23 protein-coding genes are annotated in these 23,732 nt (G+C 42.1%); 10 read left to right on the top strand and 13 right to left on the bottom strand.

Annotated features, from left to right (window positions below; genetic code table 11):
- Positions 1-267: 267 nt before the first annotated feature.
- Positions 268-1,944 carry a YadA C-terminal domain-containing protein gene (locus FTU19_RS06295; RefSeq protein ID WP_179992095.1) on the top strand — a complete coding sequence of 559 codons (1,677 nt, stop codon included), beginning with the start codon at positions 268-270 and terminating at the stop codon, positions 1,942-1,944.
- A gap of 70 nt (positions 1,945-2,014) precedes the next feature.
- Here FTU19_RS06295 and FTU19_RS06290 read toward each other — a convergent pair whose 3' ends face one another.
- Positions 2,015-2,521: a copper resistance protein NlpE gene (locus FTU19_RS06290; protein ID WP_125278722.1), complete on the bottom strand. Its 507-nt coding sequence runs from the start codon at positions 2,519-2,521 to the stop codon at positions 2,015-2,017.
- 230 nt (positions 2,522-2,751) lie between these two features.
- Here FTU19_RS06290 and FTU19_RS06285 point away from each other — a divergent pair, with 230 nt between their 5' ends.
- Entirely contained in the window at positions 2,752-3,906 is a 1,155-nt protein-coding gene (locus FTU19_RS06285) for a LuxR C-terminal-related transcriptional regulator (protein WP_180130436.1), read from the top strand.
- A 38-nt stretch (positions 3,907-3,944) separates the two neighbouring features.
- On the opposite strand, the gene FTU19_RS06280 is transcribed toward FTU19_RS06285, so the two are convergent.
- Complete coding sequence (locus FTU19_RS06280) at positions 3,945-5,129, bottom strand: hypothetical protein (RefSeq protein WP_180130435.1); 1,185 nt, start codon at positions 5,127-5,129, stop codon at positions 3,945-3,947.
- 308 nt (positions 5,130-5,437) lie between these two features.
- On the opposite strand from FTU19_RS06280, the gene FTU19_RS06275 reads away from it, so the two are divergent.
- Positions 5,438-6,016, top strand: a complete 579-nt coding sequence (locus FTU19_RS06275) for a 1-acyl-sn-glycerol-3-phosphate acyltransferase (protein ID WP_180130434.1) — start codon at positions 5,438-5,440, stop codon at positions 6,014-6,016.
- Between the two features lie 64 nt (positions 6,017-6,080).
- Here FTU19_RS06275 and FTU19_RS06270 read toward each other — a convergent pair whose 3' ends face one another.
- From FTU19_RS06270 to FTU19_RS06260, 3 genes are all read right to left on the bottom strand, one after another.
- Positions 6,081-6,404, bottom strand: a complete 324-nt coding sequence (locus FTU19_RS06270) for a hypothetical protein (protein ID WP_125278719.1) — start codon at positions 6,402-6,404, stop codon at positions 6,081-6,083.
- Between the two features lie 132 nt (positions 6,405-6,536).
- Positions 6,537-7,298 carry a 3-oxoacyl-ACP reductase gene (locus FTU19_RS06265; protein ID WP_180016819.1) on the bottom strand — a complete coding sequence of 254 codons (762 nt, stop codon included), beginning with the start codon at positions 7,296-7,298 and terminating at the stop codon, positions 6,537-6,539.
- 84 nt (positions 7,299-7,382) lie between these two features.
- Positions 7,383-8,132 (bottom strand): sulfite exporter TauE/SafE family protein, encoded by a 750-nt coding sequence (locus FTU19_RS06260; RefSeq protein ID WP_180130433.1) that lies wholly within the window; start codon positions 8,130-8,132, stop codon positions 7,383-7,385.
- 244 nt (positions 8,133-8,376) lie between these two features.
- Here FTU19_RS06260 and FTU19_RS06255 point away from each other — a divergent pair, with 244 nt between their 5' ends.
- On the top strand, positions 8,377-8,583 hold the full coding sequence (locus FTU19_RS06255; protein ID WP_004782913.1) for a hypothetical protein: 207 nt from the start codon (positions 8,377-8,379) through the stop codon (positions 8,581-8,583).
- Positions 8,584-8,658: 75 nt separating this feature from the next.
- Here the strand turns inward: FTU19_RS06255 and rsmD are convergent, their stop codons facing one another.
- Together rsmD and mrdA are read right to left on the bottom strand one after the other, a co-directional pair.
- Positions 8,659-9,216: a 16S rRNA (guanine(966)-N(2))-methyltransferase RsmD gene (gene rsmD, locus FTU19_RS06250; protein WP_180130432.1), complete on the bottom strand. Its 558-nt coding sequence runs from the start codon at positions 9,214-9,216 to the stop codon at positions 8,659-8,661.
- A gap of 3 nt (positions 9,217-9,219) precedes the next feature.
- Positions 9,220-11,262 carry a penicillin-binding protein 2 gene (mrdA, locus tag FTU19_RS06245; RefSeq protein WP_180130431.1) on the bottom strand — a complete coding sequence of 681 codons (2,043 nt, stop codon included), beginning with the start codon at positions 11,260-11,262 and terminating at the stop codon, positions 9,220-9,222.
- A gap of 234 nt (positions 11,263-11,496) precedes the next feature.
- Between mrdA and FTU19_RS06240 the strand changes: the two genes are divergently transcribed.
- The 4 genes from FTU19_RS06240 (at position 11,497) to FTU19_RS06225 (ending at position 14,431) form a co-directional block, all read left to right on the top strand.
- Positions 11,497-12,015, top strand: a complete 519-nt coding sequence (locus tag FTU19_RS06240) for a hypothetical protein (RefSeq protein ID WP_034170492.1) — start codon at positions 11,497-11,499, stop codon at positions 12,013-12,015.
- Positions 12,016-12,080: 65 nt separating this feature from the next.
- Complete coding sequence (locus FTU19_RS06235) at positions 12,081-13,397, top strand: membrane protein (protein ID WP_034170491.1); 1,317 nt, start codon at positions 12,081-12,083, stop codon at positions 13,395-13,397.
- 82 nt (positions 13,398-13,479) lie between these two features.
- Positions 13,480-14,139 (top strand): adenylate kinase, encoded by a 660-nt coding sequence (gene adk / locus FTU19_RS06230; protein ID WP_004782907.1) that lies wholly within the window; start codon positions 13,480-13,482, stop codon positions 14,137-14,139.
- Between the two features lie 82 nt (positions 14,140-14,221).
- Positions 14,222-14,431: a hypothetical protein gene (locus tag FTU19_RS06225; RefSeq protein ID WP_034170490.1), complete on the top strand. Its 210-nt coding sequence runs from the start codon at positions 14,222-14,224 to the stop codon at positions 14,429-14,431.
- Positions 14,432-14,465: 34 nt separating this feature from the next.
- On the opposite strand, the gene nth is transcribed toward FTU19_RS06225, so the two are convergent.
- Positions 14,466-15,179, bottom strand: coding sequence for an endonuclease III (nth, locus tag FTU19_RS06220; RefSeq protein WP_180053172.1), 714 nt, complete (start codon positions 15,177-15,179; stop codon positions 14,466-14,468).
- 4 nt (positions 15,180-15,183) lie between these two features.
- A complete protein-coding gene (locus FTU19_RS06215; protein ID WP_180130430.1) occupies positions 15,184-15,975 on the bottom strand; it encodes an RnfABCDGE type electron transport complex subunit B in 792 nt (263 codons plus the stop codon).
- A gap of 347 nt (positions 15,976-16,322) precedes the next feature.
- Between FTU19_RS06215 and gdhA the strand changes: the two genes are divergently transcribed.
- Positions 16,323-17,666 (top strand): NADP-specific glutamate dehydrogenase, encoded by a 1,344-nt coding sequence (gene gdhA, locus FTU19_RS06210; RefSeq protein ID WP_004782901.1) that lies wholly within the window; start codon positions 16,323-16,325, stop codon positions 17,664-17,666.
- 70 nt (positions 17,667-17,736) lie between these two features.
- On the opposite strand, the gene FTU19_RS06205 is transcribed toward gdhA, so the two are convergent.
- The 3 genes from FTU19_RS06205 to rlmH form a co-directional block, all read right to left on the bottom strand.
- Positions 17,737-18,519, bottom strand: a complete 783-nt coding sequence (locus tag FTU19_RS06205; RefSeq protein WP_180130427.1) for an META and DUF4377 domain-containing protein — start codon at positions 18,517-18,519, stop codon at positions 17,737-17,739.
- A gap of 139 nt (positions 18,520-18,658) precedes the next feature.
- Positions 18,659-19,435 carry a dioxygenase gene (locus FTU19_RS06200; protein ID WP_004782897.1) on the bottom strand — a complete coding sequence of 259 codons (777 nt, stop codon included), beginning with the start codon at positions 19,433-19,435 and terminating at the stop codon, positions 18,659-18,661.
- A gap of 106 nt (positions 19,436-19,541) precedes the next feature.
- Positions 19,542-20,024 carry a 23S rRNA (pseudouridine(1915)-N(3))-methyltransferase RlmH gene (gene rlmH / locus FTU19_RS06195; RefSeq protein WP_179992085.1) on the bottom strand — a complete coding sequence of 161 codons (483 nt, stop codon included), beginning with the start codon at positions 20,022-20,024 and terminating at the stop codon, positions 19,542-19,544.
- 155 nt (positions 20,025-20,179) lie between these two features.
- Here rlmH and FTU19_RS06190 point away from each other — a divergent pair, with 155 nt between their 5' ends.
- Complete coding sequence (locus FTU19_RS06190; protein WP_180130425.1) at positions 20,180-21,139, top strand: M28 family peptidase; 960 nt, start codon at positions 20,180-20,182, stop codon at positions 21,137-21,139.
- 63 nt (positions 21,140-21,202) lie between these two features.
- On the opposite strand, the gene lon is transcribed toward FTU19_RS06190, so the two are convergent.
- Entirely contained in the window at positions 21,203-23,629 is a 2,427-nt protein-coding gene (gene lon, locus FTU19_RS06185; RefSeq protein ID WP_034703702.1) for an endopeptidase La, read from the bottom strand.
- Positions 23,630-23,732: the final 103 nt, after the last annotated feature.

Below are 23,732 nucleotides of genomic sequence, written 5' to 3'. Positions count from 1 at the left end.
GATTATAATCCAATTATATATGCAATAAAAACATAAAGTTATACATATAAATTAATATTAAACATAATAGATAAATTAATATTTAAAAAATAAATCAAATTTTGATTGATAAATTTGTTATGTTTTGTATATTATTGCCTCAGGACCGCGGTGGCGGTGGGGTATGAATGGCGTAATTCCCTTTTAACCACGCATTCGTAACAGTTTTGCTGGTTTACATGATCCTAGGGTAGGCCAGTCTTTTTATAAAAATTGAAGGAAATTTATATGAAATTTCAAAAAACCTTATTGGCAGCTGCATTAGCAGCAGTAAGTTTTGGTGCGCTAGCAGCAGTGAACCAAGCAGATGTAGTAAAATACGCAAATGCTGAAGGTGATGTTCTTGTTAAAGTAGAAGATGCTAATGACAGCAATGGGGTTGTTCAAAATGGTTGGTATAAGCTTGAAGGCAATAAGCTAACAGCATTTACAGGTGAAACAAAAGATTACACAATCGTGGTGTCTGCTGGTCAAGTCCAAATTACAGAATCAACTCCATCTACAACAGGTGGTACTACAACAGGTGGTTTAAGCTTTGATGGTAATGTAGACCAAAATAATTATTGGTCTTTTGGTGGATCAACCACCACCACAACAACAACAACAGCCGGAACTTATACTCTTGAAGGTCAGTTAGTAAATACTGACTGGCATGGTAATAATGGTCTAGTTGATGAGAAAATCACTTTTACAGGTGAAACATCACCAGCAACTACTGCAACTGATGTAGTTTCAGTTAAAAAAGATGTTCAAATTGGTAACATTACTGAAGAAGATCGTGATACAGCTGGTAAAGCTAAATACGATTTCACTTTAGCTGGAAAAAATGTTCAAGGTACTCTTGCAACAATTAAAACTGAAGCTGATGCCAATACTGCTGTAGCTGGTGTTACAGGCAATGGTTTAGCTGTCTTGGATGTGGCGAAAGGTGGAGTGGTTGATCTTGAGAAAGGTACAGTAACTACAACTTCAGTTACAGGCACTACTACAACTGCACCAACAGCAGTACTAAATGCTTACGATGATAAAGATGGTAATCGTGTAGTTGAATTTAATGGTAAATATTTCAAAGCAACTGATAATACTTTGACTGCTTACACTGGCGATACTAGTGATGCTAACTTAACTAAAGTAGGTAAAGGTACAGCTGATGAAACAACTGGTGGCGATCGTACTACTACAGTAAATACTGGTTTAGTATCAAATCTAAACGTTACCTATGGTGAGTCTGTTTCTAAAGCCCCAAATGCTGGTGAAATCAAAATTTCTAGTACAGACCCATTAGTTGCAAATGATACAAGTGGTAATAAATATACAGTAACTTCTAATGCTCCAGTATCTACATCAACTAAGGATGTAAAAACTGGCATTATTGCAGTAGATGAAGCAGGTAATAAAACTTACGGTTTACAAGCTACAAATACTACAGATGGTAAAGTTACAGCGCAAACTACAGTAACTGCAGCTGGTATTGAAACCACTGGTGACATCGCTTTTGTTGACGCTGCTACTGGTTCAAAAACTTCTGTGAAAGGCTACTTAGAAGAAACTTCTAAAGCTGTTGATGCTAAAGTTGATGCTGCTCTAGTGGAAGTTGATTCTCGTTTAACTCAATTCAATTCTACAGCAGCTCGTTTGAACAGCCGTATTGATGACGTAGAGCAAACTGCTTACCGTGGTGTTGCAATTGCTTTAGCTGCTCAACAACAAATTCCTAACATCGGTGCTGGTCAATTCGCAGTATTCGGTGGTGTAGGTCACTATGAAGGTGAAACTGCCGGTGCTTTAGGTGTTGCAAGCGTATTCGCTGATGGCCGTACTTCTCTAAGTGCTGCTCTTGGTTTCGCTGGCGGTAACGAAGTTGGTGGCCGTGTAGGTGTTTCATATGTGTTTGGCGGTAAATAATTTACCCTCAACATAGTTGAAATAAAAAATCCCCGCTTTTGTGGGGATTTTTTATTAAGTTACAAAATGATTAAGGTGATTTTTTAACTAATTTATAATTCAGATTACTCTGTATTTCCTTACCTGTTTCTATATCACGAGCTTCAACGAAATTATCACCTACATAAAACTTCCGGTTTTCAGCTTTTCCATCTAGGACGATAATAGAAGGTTGTTGAGGATCGAAAGTGAAGCTACCTTTGGTTTCAGTTTCATTATTTCCAGTTTTACCTAAATATTCCTCACTCAATTCATAAGTTTTGTCAGGATTAAGATCTAGTTCAACTTTAATACCTTCGCAGTCAGCACACGGGAAAACACCTTCATATTCACCTGCCCAGTTTGAGTTGGCAGTGGCATTACTGCTCATCTCAGTACTCATATTGCTTTGACTATTTGTAGTCTCTGTAGTAACAGGAGCATTTGTGGTATTAGATTGAGTATCTGCACTGGCCATATCGCGGTCATTCTGTTTAGAACATGCACTTAAACTAGTAACTGTTACTACCAATAAAGCAGGCCATAATATTTTTTTCATTGAAGATCATCCTCTTGTTCTTCTGTATTAGGATTTACATTAAAAGTATGAGCTATCAATATACAGAGAGATCTTGTTAAAAATTGATTCGTTAAGTGAAACGGATTAAATATATGTAGATGAGAAACTAAGATAATTAAAATACAAAATAAGCGATAGGTTTTCTTTAGTTTTATTTTATAAACCTTAAGGTTATGATTTGATAGAAATAATTATTAATAAGAGCGGTCATGAAAGCAGAACAGGAAAATAATATCATCGCGAAAATATATGATGCTGCTTTATTGCCTGCTTTATGGCTAGAGGTCATTCAGGATATTGTGCAATATACCCAGAGTCATAGTGCAATTTTTACCGGTCTTGATCAATTCAATCCCGCCTATGACTTTGTTTATACTTACAATATCCCGGAAGAAAGTCTGGCTGCTTATCAGGATGAACGGATTCGGGTCATTGACATGAAGCTGCATATGCCTTTATGGAATGAAATTGATATGGGGGAGGCACTTAATCAGGACTGCCGTCATTATGCAGATCAACCTGGAACAGAACAGTATATTTTTTATGAAAAATGCCTTAAGCCTACAGGGATAGGGTATATGGCGGGAGTATTGCTGGACAGAGGAAACTATCGCTGGGCAGTCATGGGACTACATCGTGCTCCACACACTCAAGGTTTTGAAGCAGCTGAACTGAATTTTCTCAAACGGATCGGCATACATTTGCGTCGCTCTTTACAGATTCATCGGCAAATCAGTTTGGTAGAACAAGACAATATCAGCTTATATACCGTATTAGACTGTTTAAAAATCGGTATTATTTTGCTGGATCAGGATCTCAAGTTATCTTATTCAAATCCACTAGCACAAAGCATGATTGAAGCTTCAACATGTCTGGAAATGGATATGCATAACCGGCTGAAAACACCGGTAGGTGATCAGGAACGTCTGGAAAGATTGCTATCGAGTGCTTTGCTGGAAGATACCAGTATGTCGAGTGAAATAGGCGGGGTCTTGGCTTTGCAGGATTCTAAAGGACAGCAATTGATGCTCACTGTTGTGCCTTTTAAAAGGTTGAGAAAAATGCAGCAATTTTCTGAAGCTCAGCATCAGATTGCTGTATTTATGACAGACAAAAACCGGCATTATTCATTATCTAGAGCTTATTTGCAGCAAGCATATCAACTGTCAAAACGTGAATTTGATTTGTGTGAACTTTTAATCAATGGCTATAAATTAGAAGAAATTGCAGTGAAATGTGGGATCACTTTAAGTTCAGTACGCACTTATTTTAAGAATATTTATGAAAAAACTGACTGCACTTCACAAATTGAGCTGATGCACTTATTGATGGGATGTACGATTCATTTTGAACATATTAATTAAACCTACCTAAAGATAATTCTTTAGGTAGGCAGTGCTCATTATCTAACGCGCTGTAATGTTACAGGACCTTCACCTTGTGGATGCAAGATCAGAGTTTCAGCCGATACATTGATGTTTGCAATGGTCTTGCTGCCATCGGAACTGTCTTGTAATCCGCCACATTCATTGGTATCGAATAAAACTTCAGTGGTCGTAAGTGTATTACCTGAGAGGATAAATTTGCCATATTCAATACCAGGCCAGCCACAATCATCTCCGCCTTCAGTGTCCAGGAAGAAATAATAGTTTGTGTCAAAGAAGGCAAATAAATGGGTGTCACTAAATCTCCATGCACCTACCAGACCATTAGCAGACTGTTTGACGCGGCTTAAACGGTATTCGGTATTGATCCCCGGTTCTGTCAGAATTAAGGTCGTTCCATCATAGTTTAACGTATAAGGTTTGCCTCCTGCAGGATGTGAGAGTCCCCATTCACCATTACTGTCTTGAATAATACGCGGTGAAATTACACTGGTAGTTGCATTCCAGTTTAACTCTCCAGTTTCAATGCCAGGCGTTCCATCACCATCAGCAGCTTCTGCTTGACCTAAGGCATAACGGCCATCTTCTAAAATATGGATTAGAACAGCGCTGTTTGCATTACGGCCAATTTCCCAAGTACCGGCAATATCTTTATAGAAAGTTGACTGGAAGTTTTCTACAGCTTTTTCAGGTGTAATCAATTTTTCTGTGGTAACTACGCCTGTTGATACCACGTCTGTAGCAAATGCTGTAGGGGCCTTAGAAAAATCTAAACTTTTATTAAGAAGGGCATTAGCAGCTTCAGTACTGATGCTAATCCCATTGTCATGATTACTATCTGTATCTAAAGACTGTAAAAGCACCATCAGATTGGTACGTGCATTTTCAGTTTGTGCTAAATCTAACGGAGTAACACGTTCTTTCGCTTCAATTTCTTGACCTAGTTGTACGTCACCAATCAGGAATTTAACCTTTTCTCCATCATTAAATTTAAATTCACCTTTTTCATTAGTAACCCCTTCCGCACCGCTGCTGGTGATATATGTTACCCCTGAGATAATTCCATCTGTCAGTACACCAGTTTCGGTCCCGACCGGAGCTGTAGGTGGAACAGGTGATGAACCCTCTGTACGATCATTATCTGAACCGCCACATGCTGTAAGTAACCCCGCTAAGGCAAGACAAATTAAAGTCTTTTTCATGAAAATCTTCCTGAAATTTATTATGTCAGCGAAGTATAGAAAGAAAGCTAAAATCGACATATCCTAAAATTAGGATGGAAAAATATATAAATCAGTAAAATAAATTGAACTCACTATTTGCTTAAAAGAGTGAGCTTGCAATAGGTAGTGAAAGAAGAAATATTCAAATAACAATAAATTGAAATTCTTCCTAAAGCTTAAAAATACAAATATATATTAATTGATGTTTTATTGATCAGGATGCACTATCTATATTCTGCTGCATTGTTAGACTGTGGCGAAATTTTGACAATGATTGTGATGTAGCTGTGTTTGAAAATTTAGCTGAGAAAACTTTAAATTTAATGGGCTGGAAAACCGATGACCAATGGCCTGAAGACCTTGATCAATGTGTGATGATTGCAGCACCACATACCAGTAACTGGGATGCGCTATATGCACGTTTGGCCTTAAAAGCATTAAAAGTGAATGTGCGTCTGACCATTAAAGACAGCTATATGGAATTTCCATTTGGGCCTTTTGTACGTGCAATGGGTGGAATTGGTATTGACCGTCGTCCTAAACAACCAGGTGAGCCACGTCCAAGCATGGTTCAGGTCATGACAGATCTATTTAAACAGCATCCTAAACTGGTGATGCTGGTTACACCGGAAGGCACACGCGCCCGTCAGGAACAATGGAAAACCGGTTTTTATCACGTGGCGATCAATGCGGGTGTGCCAATTGCGCTGGCTTATATGGATTATGCAAAAAAAGAAGCGGGCGTAGGTAAAATCATTTATCCAACAGGAAATTATGAACAGGATATGGCTGAGATCATGACGTTCTATGCCAATATTGAACCTAAATTTCCTGAAAAATTCAGTATTGATCAACGCTATTTTTAATTTCAGGAAAAATAAAAGCAGAGGAATGGACTCTGCTTTTCTGTACGATATATAAATACCGAATTTAATTTTGATTCTCTTCAGATAAAATTCCCCCCAGATTCTGGCAGGCATCTTTATAAAGATTGTATTGCTGTTCTACCACTTCATATAAAGGCAGGTCAAAGAGCTCTTCACCTTGATGATATTGCTCAATATAAGACTCGACCTTGGTTTTGCTGCTGTACAGCATGTGTTGATAATAATCCGTCATACTACTGTGTGGCATTTGCGCTGTATCAATCTTGGCACAATTGAAGTTTCGCAGAAGCTGTTCTGACTTTTTAAGATCATTGGACATACAACCTGCCAGTAACATGCTACTGAGCAATGCCGTTAGGAGTTTCATAGAAAATAGATGAACTTTGATGGGGAGCGCACTATTGTAGAAGTAAATGCGCTATGCAAAAGTAGTTTTATTCAACAACTGGTCAAAAAATAGAAGAATAAAATTCAGAATCTCATTCTTCCTTGGCGATCTTTAACCTTTAACCAGTCCGCCATCGACAATCAGGTTTTGACCTGTCACTGCACGTGAATAAGGTGACAGGAACATCAGAATAGCAGACGCAAATTCTTCAGGTGTAATCACGCGACGTAAAGGAGTGGATTGAGCAATCAGGTCAAAGACAAAGTCAGGCGTTGCTTTACTTGCATCTGTAGTTTGCAGTAATCCGCCTGAAAGCATGTTCACGTTAATCCCATACTGACCCAGGTCTTGCGCAGTAGTTCGGGTAAAGGCCAATAGCGCCGCTTTCCCAGTCGTATAATCATGATAAGGAACGACAGGGTTTTGAATCAGGTTAGTCCCAATATTCACGATACGACCAAAATGTGCCTGTTTCATATCTTCTAATGCAGCTTGCGTCGTATTTAAACAGGCTTGAACTGCTCCACTAAACTGACGGGACATACTTTCCCAGGTCAGATCTTCAACTTTAGGTCGCTCATCACCATTAAACTCAAACTGCACCAGCGCATTATTAATGACGGAATGGATGGCTTCTCCAAAATGGGCCTTGCTGGCAGTGAATAAAGCTTTTACTTGATCAGCTTGTGTTACATCTGCCTGACAGGCAAAGACCTGATCAGGATACTGATTTTGCAAAGCTTCAGCTTGGGTTTTGCTGCTATGGTAATTTACTACCACACGTGCACCTTCCTGAATCAGGAGCTGGGTAATGGCTAGTCCCAATCCACGAGCACCACCAGTCACAAGGACAATTTGATCACGAATTTGCATTGCTTATATCCGCCTGAGAATCATTCGGGCTAACATAACAGCAATAGGGCTGAAAGCAAAGTGATGTAAGGTTTTAGAGCTGCTCTATCGCGCAAATGAGTCAATGCCTTCCTTGATCAGGAGAAAGCAGCCCGAGCTGAAGAGCAAGCTTAAGACAATCTGTTTAAAACGTAATTCTGAAATTCGATGAAACAGACGTGCGCCTAAAATAGCGGGAATACTTACAGCTAGAATGAGTACCGCCATATAGGGAAGGTGAGTCTGATTTAAGGTTCCTTGCAGTAAATAGGCGGCTAAGGTAAACACCTGTATGGCAAAATTAAAATGACGCAATATATAGCGCTGCTGTTCTTTCGGCAGCTGCTTCAGCACTAACCACGCAGAGGGTACAGAACCACAGAATCCCCCTAAACCTCCTAAGATGCCGCCAACCAAACCAATCCCTGCATCCGCAGTTTTACCTGAATGTTGAATCAATTTAATCTGTGGATTAAGCAACATCAGTGGACACCAGATCACGAGAAATATACCAAGCAAAATACGAAAAGTACTCGCTTCAACGATATTCAGTAACCAGGTGCCGAGTGGGACACCGATCAGACCAGCAATTAAATAAGGTAGATATAAGGTTCGGTGCAGATGAGGAAGTCTAGGTTCATTGGATAATGAAATGAGGTGACTCCACACCGAGGCAAAAACCACTAAGGGCGCAGCAAGTTGAGGGCTTAATCCCCATACCCAGAATGACATGGCAATTAATGCAAAAGCAAAACCGGTAAGTCCCTGTACAAATCCTGCGATAATTGCACCAAGAATAAAGAGTAGCCAGGTCATAAAAATCAGGATATTGGAAAAGTTTATAGTATTCAAAATATGGCTAGAAAAACCAAGCAGATCCTTAGCTGTATTTATGCGGATCTAAGTGTAAATATGCATAAATGATTTTTATTAAATCCGAGATAAATCCTTTAATTAAGTATGGAAAATGAACAAAATCATACAAGAGTGCAACAATGGCTCCGCGTACTCTTCATGAAATCACTTGATACTAATTGAGTGCGGTATAGAGGTGATGAACATGAAAAAAATGATATTACTGTCATCTGTATTGGCAGTAGCGCTAACAGGCTGTGTGGTTGATCCTTGGGATGAAGGTTATCGCGGTCATCATGATCGTAATGGACATTATGATCGGGATCGTGGTGATAAGGACTGGAAAAAACATAAAGATCATCGTGACTGGAAACGTGACAGAGGCGATCGGGATTGGCGTCGTAATCGTTAATCGTTACCTTCCATTTATGAAAAAGGATTCCTTTAAGGAATCCTTTTTTATTTAAGTATTTAATATAAGTAGGTCTTAAGCCGCTTTTTTCTGATACAGCCCTGCGCGTACTGTACCGGCTTTGGTATTTTTAACTAAACGCCATGAACTTGGTAACTTCAATGTACTCAGTTCACGATCGGCTTCTACATAGATAAAACCATCTTCTTTGATCAGTGGATCAGCCTGAGTAGCCAAACTTTCCCATAGGTCCAGACTATACGGTGGGTCTAGAAAGACCAGATCAAACTGCTGTTTCAGGCTGGTTAATGCTTGTTGTGCTGTCGCAATTTTAAGTTGCGCACGTGCTTTGGTGACTTTGAGTAATTCCAGATTTTGGGTGAGGAATTGCGCCTGAGTACGATCCGGCTCAATCATCACCACTGAAGCTGCACCACGTGATAATGCTTCAAAAGATAAAGCACCTGAACCGGTACACAGATCCAAGACACAGGCATTCTGGACATCCCACATCAGCCAGTTAAATAAAGTTTCACGCACACGATCAGGTGTGGGGCGTAATCCTTCGATACTGGCAAAAGCCAATTGACGGCGTTTCCAGTCACCACCAATAATTCTAAGTTGGTTTTTCATGAATTATTCCTGATCGTCATTGGCTGCAGGAGCAGAGCGAGAAGTTGCAGGTTGCGGATTGTTTGGCTGTGCATGGGGCGCCTGACTGCCTTCTTGAGTTGGGGTAGCATTCGGGTCTGCACTTAACAGGTTTGGTCCACTTGGCAATTCGCTTGGTTTAATACCTGCTGTCATGAGACCACCACTGATTTGATGGCCGGCAGGATGGATCGGATTTTTATCGCGAGACAGTAACCAGTAGTCGAATAACGGTTTAGCCAGTTGTGCAGCAGAACCCCCATGTCGGCCATTTTCCCAGACAACGACTACTGCAATTTCAGGGGTTTCAGCAGGAGCAAAACCAACAAACAGACCATGATCCAGCTGGCGTTCAGTCAGCAGGGCTTCATTATAGCGCTTACCTTGCGCAATACTTTTCACCTGTGCCGTACCGGTTTTACCTGCGATTTGATACATCGGCGTGCGGATTCCGCGACCTGTCCCTGACTGAACCACATCGATCATCGCATCACGCATTTTGATCCAGTCATCTGGTTGACCATTAAAGTCGATTTTACCATTAGGGGCATTATGTACTGTAAAAGGTTTGGCACCTTTACTTTCACGCAGTACGTGAGGCGTAACATGTGAGCCTTGATTTGCTGTAATAGCAGTTGCCATGGCGAGCTGTAATGGTGTGGCGGTAAAGGCACCCTGACCAATACTCACCGAGATGGTTTCACCACGTGACCATTTAGATTTACGGGTACGCATTTTCCATTCAGGACTTGGATAAAGCCCTGAACTTTCACTTGGTAAATCCACACCGGTTTTTTCGCCAAAGCCGAACTGGCGCATCCAGCTATTCATTTTTTCAATGCCCATACGGAACGACAAAATGTAGAAGAAGGTATCGCACGAGACCACTTGCGATTTATGCAAGTTGACTACGCCGTGTCCTGACTTTTTCCAGTCGCGGAATTTATGCGAATCGCCCGGAAGTGTGAAATAGCCGGGATCGGAAATTGCTGTATCCCAATCGACCAGGCCATAATGAAGGCCACCCAGGCCAAACATCGGTTTAATGGTCGAACCTGGAGGATAGGCCCCTTGAACAGCACGGTTATAGAGTGGTTGATCTAAACTGTCACGAAGACCTGAATAATCTTTGCTACTAATCCCAGTGACAAATAAATTAGGGTTAAAACTTGGACTGGAAACCAGCGCCAGAATTTCACCTGTACGTGGGTCAATCGCGACAATAGCACCACGACGACCGGCCAGTTGTTCAGTGGCAATGGTTTGTAGACCATAATCCAGTGATAAATACAGATCATTACCGCGTACCGGCTCTTTACGGCCTAAGTGACGCAGAACATTACCGAAAGCATCAGCCTCAACAGATTCATTACCCGGCACACCATGCAATAAATCTTCATAGTATTTTTCTACCCCGATTTTCCCGATCAGGTTAGACCCGGCATAGAGATCCTTATCAATTTCTTTGAGTTCTTTGTCATTAATACGGCCGACATAACCAATCACATGCGCGAAAAGTTCACCATGCGGATAGTAACGGGTCATCTGCGTTTCAATATTGACGCCCGGAAATAGATATTTCACCTCACTAAAACGGGCAATATCATTTTCATTCAGATTCAGCTTGATTGATACCCGCTCAGTTTTACGCGCCGTCTTGATTCGTGCCTGAAAACGTTCAATATCTTCTTCGGTTAATTCCAGAATCGGTGTAAGACGTTTCAGCGTATCATCAATATCCTGCACATCGGCGCGGCTTAAGGTAGCTGTGAAAACAGGATAATTATCGGCAAGTAAAATACCGTTACGATCGTAAATATAACCGCGTGCTGGCGCTAAAGGCTGCAGACGAATACGGTTCTGGTCAGAAGCCGTAGAGAAGGTTTCAAAATTAAAAATTTGCAAATAGGCATAGCGGCTGACCAGCAGCAGCATAAAGAAAACCACAATACCGACAGAGATCCAGACCCGACTGCTATAGATGCGCTTTTCTTGTTGTGCATTTTTTAAAGGAAAGTGCTGCTTCATACGCGATCGACTTAAGACCAGAGGGAAAGGAATCAAAGTGGAGTATTCTAGCGCAACTGTACGGGATTTGATAATGGAAAACTGGCTGTAGCAATTCCTGTGTTTAAACTTTGACTTTGCAGACATGAAAATTGTAAAGTGCTGTGTACAAGAGTTTTAATAATTCTGATAAAGTCAAAATTAAATAAAAATAGGACTCTACCAAAAACTATAATTAAGGAAGATGGTGAAGGAATGAACAAAGTTTACCCTTTGTTGGCATTTGCATTCTTTGCAAATGGGGTATATGCACATGATCAAGTGAATAATACGACAAACAGAACTGAGGATCGTGAGCCTAAAGCATTTAATGTTGGGGTCGGTTTTACCCAGAAACTTATCCATCTAAACACTGAATGGGTGAATCCTTATGGGATTGCTTATGTGAAAGGTGGTGCTTTTCTCAACGATGATCGTACAGTTGGAGCACAAGTTGGCTTTCGTTATCCTGCACACCTCACCGGCAAGGACAAAAATGGTTATTATGTAGGGGCTTATGCCGGTCATATCGATAGCAAACAGGTTGATGGCAAATACGAAAGCCGTTTAGGTGGGGGCATTGATCTGGCGTATGTTTTGCTTAGTTCAGAACGGATCAGCAGTTTTAGTATCGGTATTGGGGCGGGGGAGAAATTACAGGACAGTAATGGTCGCGTTGTAGCCAAAACTGAACCCAGACTACAATTCTCCTATACTTTAAGTATCGGTTTATAGACAAAATATTCAACTTTATTAATACCTGTATTCTGTGAACAAAAAATTAAATATGGAATTTATGCATGCTTGAGTACGTCAATGAATTGTGGCAAGCCTTCTTGAATCGCCCAGATTTTTGGGCAGTGCTCAGCATTATCCCGGTGACCGCATTCGTAACATGGGCTCACGTGTGGATGGCGCTAAAAATGGTGTTTTATCCAATTAATTTTTGGGGTTTTCATGTCGGGCCTGTTCCTGTTGGCTGGCAAGGTATTGTGCCGCGTAAAGCTGGAAGAATCTCAGGAATTATCACGGATAATACTTTGTCTAAATTGGGTTCTATCCAAGAGTTCTTGCAGGCAATGGATCCGGATGATATGGCACGTATTATCGGGGAACAGGTCGGTTTTGAACTGGAACATCTGATTGATGAAGTCATGATGGACCGAAATGCGGTGTTATGGGAAAACTTGCCTTATTCAATCAAGCGCCGTATTTATGCCCAAGCCCATAAACAGCTGCCACAGGTATTAAAAGAATTAGTGACTGAACTGACCATGAACGTCGAGTCACTGGTCGATATGCGCGACATGGTGGTCAGTCAAATGGAAGGTGATCGCCGTTTAATGGTGCGCATGTTCCTGAAAGTTGGCCAAAAAGAAATCAACTTTATCTGGCATATCAGTGCCCTGATCGGGATGTTCTTTGGCCTGTTCCAGATGGTGGTCTGGTTTGTGGTGCCATGGCACTGGACCGTACCGTTCTGGGCGGCTATCTGGGGCTTCCTGACTAACTGGATTGCGATCTGGATGGTGTTTAATCCGGTAGAACCGCATTATATTAAATACCCGCAATTCTTTAAGCGTACAGCCGATCATAGATTCCCTTGGATCAAGCCGGTGATTCCAAGAATTGGCACCTATAACATACAAGGCGCATTTATGAAACGTCAGGAGGAAGTCTCTGACGTATTTGCAAGTGTGGTCACAGAAGATCTGATTACGCTAAAATCGATCATGACAGAAATGATGTATGGTGGTAAAAAAGATAAAACCCGCCGTATTGTCAAACGTCATATTAACGAAATTATGGAAACACCGCTGGTTCGGACCTCTTTACAGTTGTCTTTAGGACCAAAAGAGTATGCAAAACTCAAGACAGACTTGATCGATCGCTCGATTGAAATTACGATGGTGCCTGTAAGCGACCCTGCGTTTAATGCGAGCCGTGCACAGAAGATCTATCAAATGTTTAGAGACCGCATACGTGATTTGACGCCTAACGAGTTTCAGAATCTATTACGTCCTGCTTTTCAGGAAGATGAATGGATCTTGATTGTCCTGGGGGGAGTTACCGGTTTTGTTGCGGGTTTAATCCATTTGTTTGTGGCTTTCTTATAATTAGATGCCAAAGAGCAGCACACGTTTTGGTCGTGTGAAGCTGGGTATCTTATACATAGTTAAAAAATGAGGATGTTTATATATGCGCATTATCTTACTCGGACCACCTGGAGCAGGTAAAGGTACACAAGCTCAGTTGATCTGTAAGCGCTACAATATCCCACAAATTTCAACCGGTGATATGCTCCGTGCTGCAATTCGTGAAGGAACTGAATTAGGTCTACAAGCTAAAAGCGTCATGGACAATGGCGGTTTGGTTTCTGATGAATTGATCATTGGTCTGGTCAAAGAGCGTATTGCACAACCTGACTGTGCAAATGGCTGCATCTTTGATGGTTTCCCACGTACGATTCCTCAAGCTGAAGCGCTGGAAAAAGAAGGCATTGCAATTGATCATGTAATTGAAATTGATGTGCCGGATGAAGAAATCGTTCAACGTCTATCTGGTCGTCGTCAACACCCGGCGTCTGGTCGCGTTTATCACATCGTTTACAACCCGCCAAAAGTGGAAGGTAAAGATGATGAAACTGGTGAAGATCTGGTACAACGTCCAGATGACCAGGAAGAAACTATTCGTCGCCGTTTAGGTTCATACCACACTGAAACTGAACAGCTGGTTGGCTTCTATCAAGGCCGTGCAGCTTCAGGCGAAAATGCACCGACTTATGACAAGTTAAACGGTCTACGTCCAATCGAAGAAGTTCAAAAAGATCTTTTCGCGATTCTGGATCAAGCAAAATAATCGGTTTCCGATCATTTTGACTTTCAAAGAGCCCTAAGTCATATTAGGGCTCTTTTTATTGCGTTGTTCAAAAGGATCTGCTGTGAAATTTGCTGTATTGGGATTGATGATTGTATTTCTGGCAGTACTGTTTGCGCTGTTCTATGTGAGCTTTAAGATGTTAAAAAAAGTACGCCAGGAAGAACGTGCTGAAAATGCGGGTAAGGTGCCTGAGCGTCAGCTGCATCCTAAATTACAGGCAGAGCTTGAGCAAAAGCGCAAGCAAGAACAGGCTGAGCAAAATAAAAAATAAAAACTTTTCGAGTACTTAAATTAAAAAGCTGAACCTAGCGTTCAGCTTCAATATTTTTCACCGGAATTGCGCGACCTGCGCCAAATTCAAAACGGTCGGGCCAATTGCAGACATCGGCGACCACACATTCATGACACTTCGGTTTACGTGCGATGCAGCAATAGCGGCCATGTAAAATCAGCCAGTGATGTGAATCAATAATAAATTCTTTTGGAATCACTTTGACCAGACGATGCTCGACCTCAAGCACGTTTTTACCCACCGCCAACCCGGTACGGTTACCAACACGAAAGATATGCGTATCCACAGCCATGGTCGGTTGGCCAAAGGCGGTATTTAGCACCACATTCGCTGTTTTGCGTCCTACACCCGGTAAAGCTTCCAGATCTGCACGATTGTCCGGTACTACGCTGTTATGCTTCTTGATGAGCATTTCACAGGCTTTAATGACGTTCACAGCTTTGGAATTATACAGGCCAATCGTTTTGATATATTCCTTCAGCCCATCCACGCCGAGTGCATAAATCGCTTCCGGTGTATTGGCGACCGGAAACAGTTTATCGGTGGCTTTATTGACGCTCACATCCGTAGCTTGGGCAGACAGGGTCACTGCAACCAGTAATTCAAATGGACTGGAATAATTCAATTCAGTTTTTGGATTCGGACGCTGCTCGCGCAGGCGCTCAAAGAAAGTCTGAATCTGTTTTTTAGTCATGTTTTTTACAGGCTTGGCTGTTGCTGTTGTCATGATCTTATCCCTGTAAAGCCTGTAATTGCTGGGTCAGTTCTTCAAGTTGCAGACGTTTGCGTACATCCTCACGGACCGAAAGCTGTTTTTCTAACTTTTTGATTTGTGTGCGTAATTTGGCAAGCTCAATCGTGGTTTTGGCATCAAGTGTAACCACTTCATCGGCTGGTTTTTGCACGATTTCAATGACAGGAACCTGATCGACCTGAGCAGAGAACTGGGCAAATAGGGCAGTATTAATCTCGGCACGAACGACAGGGCCCTTACGGTCAATGCGACGTTTTTCTTCGCGTTGAATATGCGCATAGTAACGTTTACGCAAGTCATCCTGTTCAGCAATACGCTGAGCTTCAGTTGGCAAAGGCTGAAGATCTTCGACCAGATCAATACAGTCTACCGGGCAAGGCGAAATGCAGAGTTCACAGCCGGTACACAAGTCAGTGAGCACAGTATGCATTAATTTACCTGAGCCAATAATCGCATCGACCGGACAGGCATTGATGCATTTGGTACAACCAATACATTCATCTTCACGAATGATGGCTTTCATGCGCTGAGGACGACCATTCGTCTGAATGGGCCAGACACTTTCTTCAGCGGGCAGTTTAGAACGATTTAACAATGTTGCCAGAGCATCAGCGACGGGCTGTCCACCCGGTACACATTTATTGGCATCTTCGCCCTCAGCAATGGATTGAGCATAGGGCAAGCAGCCATCACGATGACCACATAAACCGCACTGGGTTTGGGGCAATAAAGCATCAATAGACTGGACTAGAGAGATCTGCGAATTCATGAATAACCTAGGCTGCTCGGGCTGAGCCTTAGAGTGAATGAAACAAAATATGTCAATTTAACAATTTTAACATGTTTTTAAGGAACTAAGTTATGCACGATTAAAGGTCACTTTGTGCATTATTATCAGGCATAAATTAACAATTAAGCATTGATTCAATTGGCATTTAAGCACACAGAAAAAATATTCATAATCAATATAAATAATTGTTATCAAATTAAATTTAAACTATTTTTCAAAAAAGTATTGTAGATTAGTTACAAAAGATATTTAATATTTTGCGCCAAAATTTAACATTGATTGTAAATTTGACCAATTTTGATCCATTTTCTGCTGAGGATTAAGCGTTGAAATACAACACACTTAATGAGTTCCTAGATTACGTAAAATCACGTGATGCACATCAACCCGAATTTCTTCAAGCTGTAGAAGAAGTGATGACCAGTTTGTGGCCATTCATTGAAAAGAATCCACAATACGCAGCACATGGTTTACTAGAACGTCTAGTTGAACCTGAGCGTGCGATCCAGTTCCGTGTTGCTTGGGTAGATGACCAAGGTCAAACACAGGTTAACCGTGCGTTCCGCGTACAGTACAACTCAGCGATTGGTCCATTCAAAGGTGGTATGCGTTTCCACCCGTCAGTGAACCTTTCTATTTTGAAATTCCTCGGTTTCGAGCAAACTTTCAAAAATGCCCTGACTACATTGCCTATGGGTGGTGGTAAAGGCGGTTCTGATTTTGACCCTAAAGGCAAATCAGAAGGCGAAATCATGCGTTTCTGCCAAGCGTTAATCATCGAGCTTTATCGTCATCTTGGTTCTAATACAGATATCCCAGCGGGTGATATCGGTGTGGGTGGCCGTGAAGTTGGTTACATGGCTGGTATGATGAAAAAACTCAGCAATGACACTTCATGTGTATTCACTGGTAAAGGCCTGACTTTCGGTGGTTCTCTGGCTCGTCCAGAAGCAACTGGTTACGGTACAGTGTATTTCGCTGAAGAGATGCTGAAAACTCGTGGCGAAAGTTTCAAAGATAAAGTGGTAACAATCTCTGGTTCTGGTAACGTTGCCCAGTACGCTGCTGAAAAAGCAATGTTCCTGGGTGCTAAAGTTGTTTCTCTATCTGACTCTGCGGGTACTGTTCACGTTAAAGACGGTTTCACTGAAGAGCTTCTTGCTGAAGTGATGGAACTGAAAAACATTAAACGTGGCCGTATCTCTGAATTTGCATCTAAACACGGTTTTGAATACCTTGAAGGTCAACGTCCTTGGGGTATCAAATGTGATATCGCGCTTCCATGTGCGACTCAAAACGAACTTGATGCGAATGATGCAGCAGCGCTTCTTGCAAACGGCGTAATTTGTGTTGCTGAAGGCGCGAACATGCCTTCTACACTTGAAGCAGTTGAGAAATTCGTTGAAGCGAAAATCCTTTATGCTCCAGGTAAAGCATCTAACGCCGGTGGTGTAGCAACTTCTGGTCTTGAAATGTCTCAAAACGCATTGCGTTTAGGCTGGACTTTCGAAGAAGTTGACGAACGTCTGCATGCGATCATGAAAGAAATTCACCGCAACTGTGTGAAATACGGTACTAAAGAAGACGGTACTGTAAACTATGTAGACGGCGCAAACATCGCTGGCTTCGTAAAAGTTGCTGATGCAATGCTTTCTCAAGGCGTATTCTAAGTCTGACTTAGTTTAAGCTTAAAAAAAACCGAGGTGAATGCCTCGGTTTTTTTATGTTCAGATTTTATCTTTAAAGAGTGCCTTTGACTGTTTCACGCTCTACAGCCATGTCGAATATATAGGCATATTTAGACTGGTCAGCTGCCGGATTTTTGATTTCATAACGTTTTACCCGAATAATCTGACGCTCATTCGGTGTATGATGAAAATCTTCAATCTGATCGTAAAATAAAGTCCAGTCTTTATCGACCTGAGTCTTTAAACCTTTTTCATCATACTTAATTTCTTTCACCTGCAAGCAGGTTTGCTGAGCTACACCCGTACAGGCTTTAGTCTGTGGCGAAACTTCCAGGAAAATGGTTTCTGCCTGACCTTGGTATTTGGTTTCCGGTGTCATTTTTCCGGTAAAGACATATTTTTGACCATCAGCTGTAGTAATACTCAGTTTTGGCTGATTGGCATCACTTAGATCCAGACTAAACGGAATATCACGCTTTTGCAGAAGCTGGCTGATAAAACGTTCCTGTTCCATTAATGGTGCATCACACGCCATCATGGTACCCATCATGTCACCAGTACTCAGGGTATTATCTTTAACAGTCCAGCTCGTGCCAAGGCCATTACAGCCAGAAGCTACACTCAGTCTGCCTTGCTGATCAAAGCTCAGAACAATCGGGCGTTGCAGCCCACGATCAAGTTCCCAAGTATAAGCGGGTAAAATTTGTGTAGGCGTTTTTAATGTGGTGGATAGAGTAGAAATAGCTGTATCTCCTGAAGCGGCAGGAAGATGAGAAGATTGACATGCAGTTAAAGCCAAAGGGAATAGGGCAAGCGCAAAAATACTGAATTTCATTGGTTTATATTCTATGTGCTAAAGTTTCAACGTGATTATAATCAAGAGATTAACAAAAAATATGGATACAAAACGTAGCTTTTGCTAACAAAATGTATCCAAATTAAAAAGTCGGATGTTAAATGGTTGAAGTTTACTGTCAGTCAAAACGGTAAATATCCATTCCCAAAGCGCCCATCGTAAAACTGCTATGCACGATACTGAAACGGTTGCCGGTGCCCATGGCAAAGAATAGCGGCGCAAAGTGTTCCAGCGTTGGATGGTTGCGTTTCAGTTGAGGAATGGATTGCCAGTCCAGCACAGCATCAAAATCGCTATGGGTTAATTTATTGGCTACATAGTTGCGGAAGGTTGATGCCCATTCCGGAACTTCATCGCTATTTCCTTGCCAAGACAATTCACGCAAATTATGAGTAATGCTCCCTGACCCGATCAGAAAAACCTGCTGCTCACGAAGTGGCGCCAAGGTCTGGCCAATCTTGTAAATCTCTTCTGCACTCATCGACATTGGTAAAGAAATTTCAACCACCGGGATGTCTGCTTCTGGATACATATGTAAGAGCGGCATCCAGACGCCATGATCACGTGGACGGGTGCTGTTGGCATGTGCAGAGAACCCGGCATTGGCCAATAAGCCCAAGACTTGCTCAGCCAGCTCTGGATTGCCGGGAGCAGGATAGCGTAACTCATATAACTCAGGTGGAAAGCCACGGAAGTCATGCCAGGTTTCAGGACGAATACCTGTATTGACTTCCAGAGCTTCACTTTCCCAATGTGCCGACATAACAATAATGGCAGTTGGACGTGGCAGATTCAGGCTTAAACGGTGCAATGCCGGGCCAACCTGCTCAGGATTGAGCGCGAGCATAGGGGAACCATGAGAAATAAATAAGCCGGGCAAAGTCTGTAAGTTCATAAGTCAAACCACATTAATTCAATGTTTTAATCATGCAATAAAAAGAGAAGCAAAGGCAGGGGGAATTGTTCAACAAAACGTTGCATAATCAGAACGCATCAACAGATCAGCCTGCACGGTGATAAGGATGATTATGGTTGATGCTCATGGCGCGATACAGTTGTTCAATCAGCATTACACGGACTAGCGGATGTGGCAAGGTGAGTTTAGACAGGGACCAATGCCAGGCTGCTGCTTTTCGGACTGCTTCAGAATGGCCATCTGGCCCACCAATCGCCAAGGCAATATCATGACCTTCCAGCATCCAGCCTTTCATGGTTTCAGCCAGTTTTTCCGTACTAAACTCACGGCCACCGACTTCTAGTGCAATCAGGACTTCATTCTGTTTTAAGGCATTTAAAATACTGTCACCTTCAATATTCCGGTATTTCATAATATCGGCTTCAGAATCGTTTTTGCCCCGTTTCGCCATGGGCAATTCAACCACCTGAGTCTGTACAAAAGGCTGGATACGTTTGAAATAGTCTTCAAAGCCTGTCAACACCCAAGCCGGCATTTTCTGGCCGATGGTCAAGATACGGATTTTCATAGAACTGGATCAATAATTAGATACTTCATTATAACGATCAAACAACACGAAGTTGAGCTAGGGAAACAAATTGAAATTGAAATCATGAATTTAATGTTGCTTTAATATCCATGATTCAAGTATCCGCTTGATAATAAAGGAATGGATAATAAGAAATGCGGACCAGTTTCATTATTAAAAGATATTGTACTTTTCTACTAATTATTCTCGGTTTAACCAGTTCAGGCATGAGCTTTGCTGCGCCTGCAAATTTTTCCTCCAAACAGGCACAGCCAGAATATCTGGAACTGTTTATCAAACAGATTATCAGTGTGGACGAATACCGGAATTTTAAAAATACCAGTGAATTAAACCGGGTCTCAGCATGGCTCAAAGAACAGATGCGTCTGCTTGGCATCCCATGTCAGTTCCAAAATTATATCGTAAATAGCCTAAGCTATAGAAATGTGGTATGTCAGCTTAATGCTAAAGCCAAAACCAAACTGGTTATTGGTGCGCATTATGATGTCTTTAGTGATCTGTATGGAGCAGATAACAATGCTTCCGGTGTAGCAGGGGTACTGGAAACAGCTCGATTATTGGCCTTACAAAAGTCAAAACTCAAACATAATATCGAGTTTGCTTTCTATACACTGGAGGAGCCACCCTATTTCAAGACTGAACATATGGGAAGCTATCTACATGCCAAAGCATTAAAGGCCCAGAAACAAAAAGTGAAAGGTGTCATTATTCTGGATTCTATTGGTTATTATGATGAAAATCTGGTGCAGACCTATCCGACAGGATTAAAATGGATCTATCCCCGACATGGAAACTTTATTGCTGCGATTGGACATTTGGCATCAGCCGGTTTGACAGGAGATTACTGCACGTCCATGCAACGTTTCAAGCGGCTAGACTGTCAGCGTTTTATTAGTCCGGCATTTGCTCAGGACATGAATTTTTCTGGCTATTTGAATTATGCCAAGTTTAACTATTCAACTATGCTGATTACAGACACAGCGCATTATCGTAATCCTTACTACAATACCGAGCAGGATACCTTAGATAAACTGGATCTGACCAAGATGGCTCAGGTCGTGAATGGTTTGGTCGATATGGTGATTCGCCTTTAATTGTCTTCACCTAGATACAAAAACACCCTGCCAGAGCAGGGTGTTTTTCAAAGCCTTTAGGTCTTAATGACGTGCAGCTTTAGCTTCTTCACTTGCTTTCACAATTGGTGGTTTCACCAGTGCTTTCGGCATATCGATCAAAGCCAGAGGTAAAATCTCATCAATCGATTTCACAGCTTTGATTTCTAAGCCTTCTTTTACATTTTCAGGAATTTCCGCAAGGTCGCGAACGTTTTCCTGTGGAATGAACACCAGTTTAATGCCACCACGGTGCGCAGCAAGCAGTTTCTCTTTCAGGCCACCGATACGCATTGCACGGCCACTTAAGCTGGTTTCACCTGTCATCGCAATATCTGGACGAATCGCAATACCGGTGAATGCAGAAACTAGAGCAGTGGTCAGTGCCAAACCTGCAGATGGACCATCTTTCGGAGTCGCACCTTCTGGTAAATGCACGTGCACATCAGTTTCTTCAAAGCGAGACGCTTCGATACCTAGCTCAGCCGCACGGGTACGAACGACAGTCATGGCAGCGGTAATCGATTCTTTCATTACATCACCAAGTGAACCGGTGGTAATGAATTTACCTTTACCAGGTACTGCTGCAACTTCAATAGTCAGTAACTCACCACCCACTGAAGTCCAAGCCAAGCCATTTACACGGCCGATTTGAGCCTCTTCTTCCGCCATACCGTAGTCAAATTTGTGTGGACCTAAGTAATCTGGAAGATTACCCGCATTCACTTCAACCTGAAGATTCTTAGCTTTCTTGCTAACTGCTTCTTTCACTACCTTACGTGCAATTTTAGACACTTCACGTTCAAGGTTACGAACACCGGCTTCACGAGTATAACGACGCACGATGTCACGAATCGCTTCTTCATGCACAGTCAACTCTTTAGCACGTAAACCATTGTTCTTGATTGCTTTAGGAACAAGGTAACGGTCAGCAATGTTAACTTTCTCTTCTTCGGTATAGCCAGGCAGACGAATCACTTCCATACGGTCCAAGAGGGCTTCAGGAATATTCATGCTGTTGGCAGTACAGATGAACATCACTTCTGACAGGTCAAGGTCCAAATCAAGATAGTGATCATTGAACTTGTTGTTCTGTGATGGATCAAGTACTTCAAGCATCGCAGAAGCTGGATCACCGCGGTAGTCTTGAGCCATCTTGTCAATCTCATCGAGCAAGAACAGCGGGTTTTTCACGCCAACTTTGGTCAATGACTGCACGATCTTACCTGGCATCGCACCAATGTAGGTACGACGGTGACCACGAATTTCTGCTTCGTCACGTACACCACCTAGGGCCATACGGACAAACTCACGGCCAGTCGCTTTGGCAATCGATTCACCCAAGGAAGTTTTACCTACACCTGGAGGACCAACTAGACACAGGATTGGACCGCGTAATTTTTTCACGCGAGACTGAACCGCCAGATATTCCACAATACGGTCTTTGACATCGTCCAGACCATAGTGATCGGCATCCAGGATTTCCTGAGCTTTATTCAAGTTAATGCTAACTTTGCTGGCTTTGTTCCATGGCGTATCTAGAATCACTTCTAGATAGTTGCGAACTACCGCAGCTTCGCTAGAGGCTGGTTGCATTGCTTTGAGTTTACGGAACTCAGATTCCGCTTTTTTACGCACATGCTCAGGCAGATCAGCTTCAGCCAGACGTTTTTCGATTTCCGCAACGTCATCTTCCGCACCGCCATTCATATCGGAAAGCTCGCGCTGAATGACTTTCATTTTTTCATTCAGGAAGTATTCACGCTGGTTTTTTTCCATCTGGCGTTTAACAGAGTCATGCAAAGTCTGTTCGATCTGCTGTTCTTCAGACTGTTGCAATAAATAAGTCATCAACTCAGTTAAATGTGCATCGAACTCGTCGTATTCCAGGAATTTCTGTTTCACTTCGATATTCAAAGGAACACGGGTCGCTACGAAGAATAACAATTGCAACAAGTCTTCGATTTTATTCGCAGCTGCAATCAGCTCACGAGCATTACGAAGTTTTGCTTCAGCATACTGAGCGAACAGGGCACGCAGCTCCTGCAAGCGCGTAGCTTGAGTTGTTTCATCGACTGATACAGTCATTGGACTAAGTTCATGCTCAGCAGTCAAATACTCATTTTCATCAATGATGGTTTTGAGCTTGGCACGATACAGTCCCTCAATCAGGACTTTAATACAGTTTTCATCATTTTCGTGATTCACAACTTGCACAATCTTCGCGACAGTACCGTATTGATATAAGTTGTCGTGATCAATTTCTTCTGTAAGCGAATCTTTTTGCGCAACTACAAATACTAGATTGTCACTGTTACGAGCCACATCAACTGCATTGATCGATTTTTCACGACCGACAAATAGCGCAATTTGCATGTGTGGATACACCACCACATCACGTAGCGCCAAAAGTGGTAATACACTTGGAACCTGAGGCTCTAAGGTTTCTTGATTCATAATAATTTCAGACATGGGCACTCCTAATGAGTGACAACGGTGTTGCCATGTTTTTAATAGTGATGGGTAATTTAAAAATTACAAGGGCTATAGCGACTAAATTGTATAAAAAATGACT

The sequence above is a fragment of the Acinetobacter sp. YH12072 genome, assembly GCF_013419565.1.
GTDB lineage: Bacteria > Pseudomonadota > Gammaproteobacteria > Pseudomonadales > Moraxellaceae > Acinetobacter.
The sequence above is the reverse complement of the archived record's forward strand: the minus strand, read 5'-3'. Positions and strand labels throughout refer to the sequence as shown.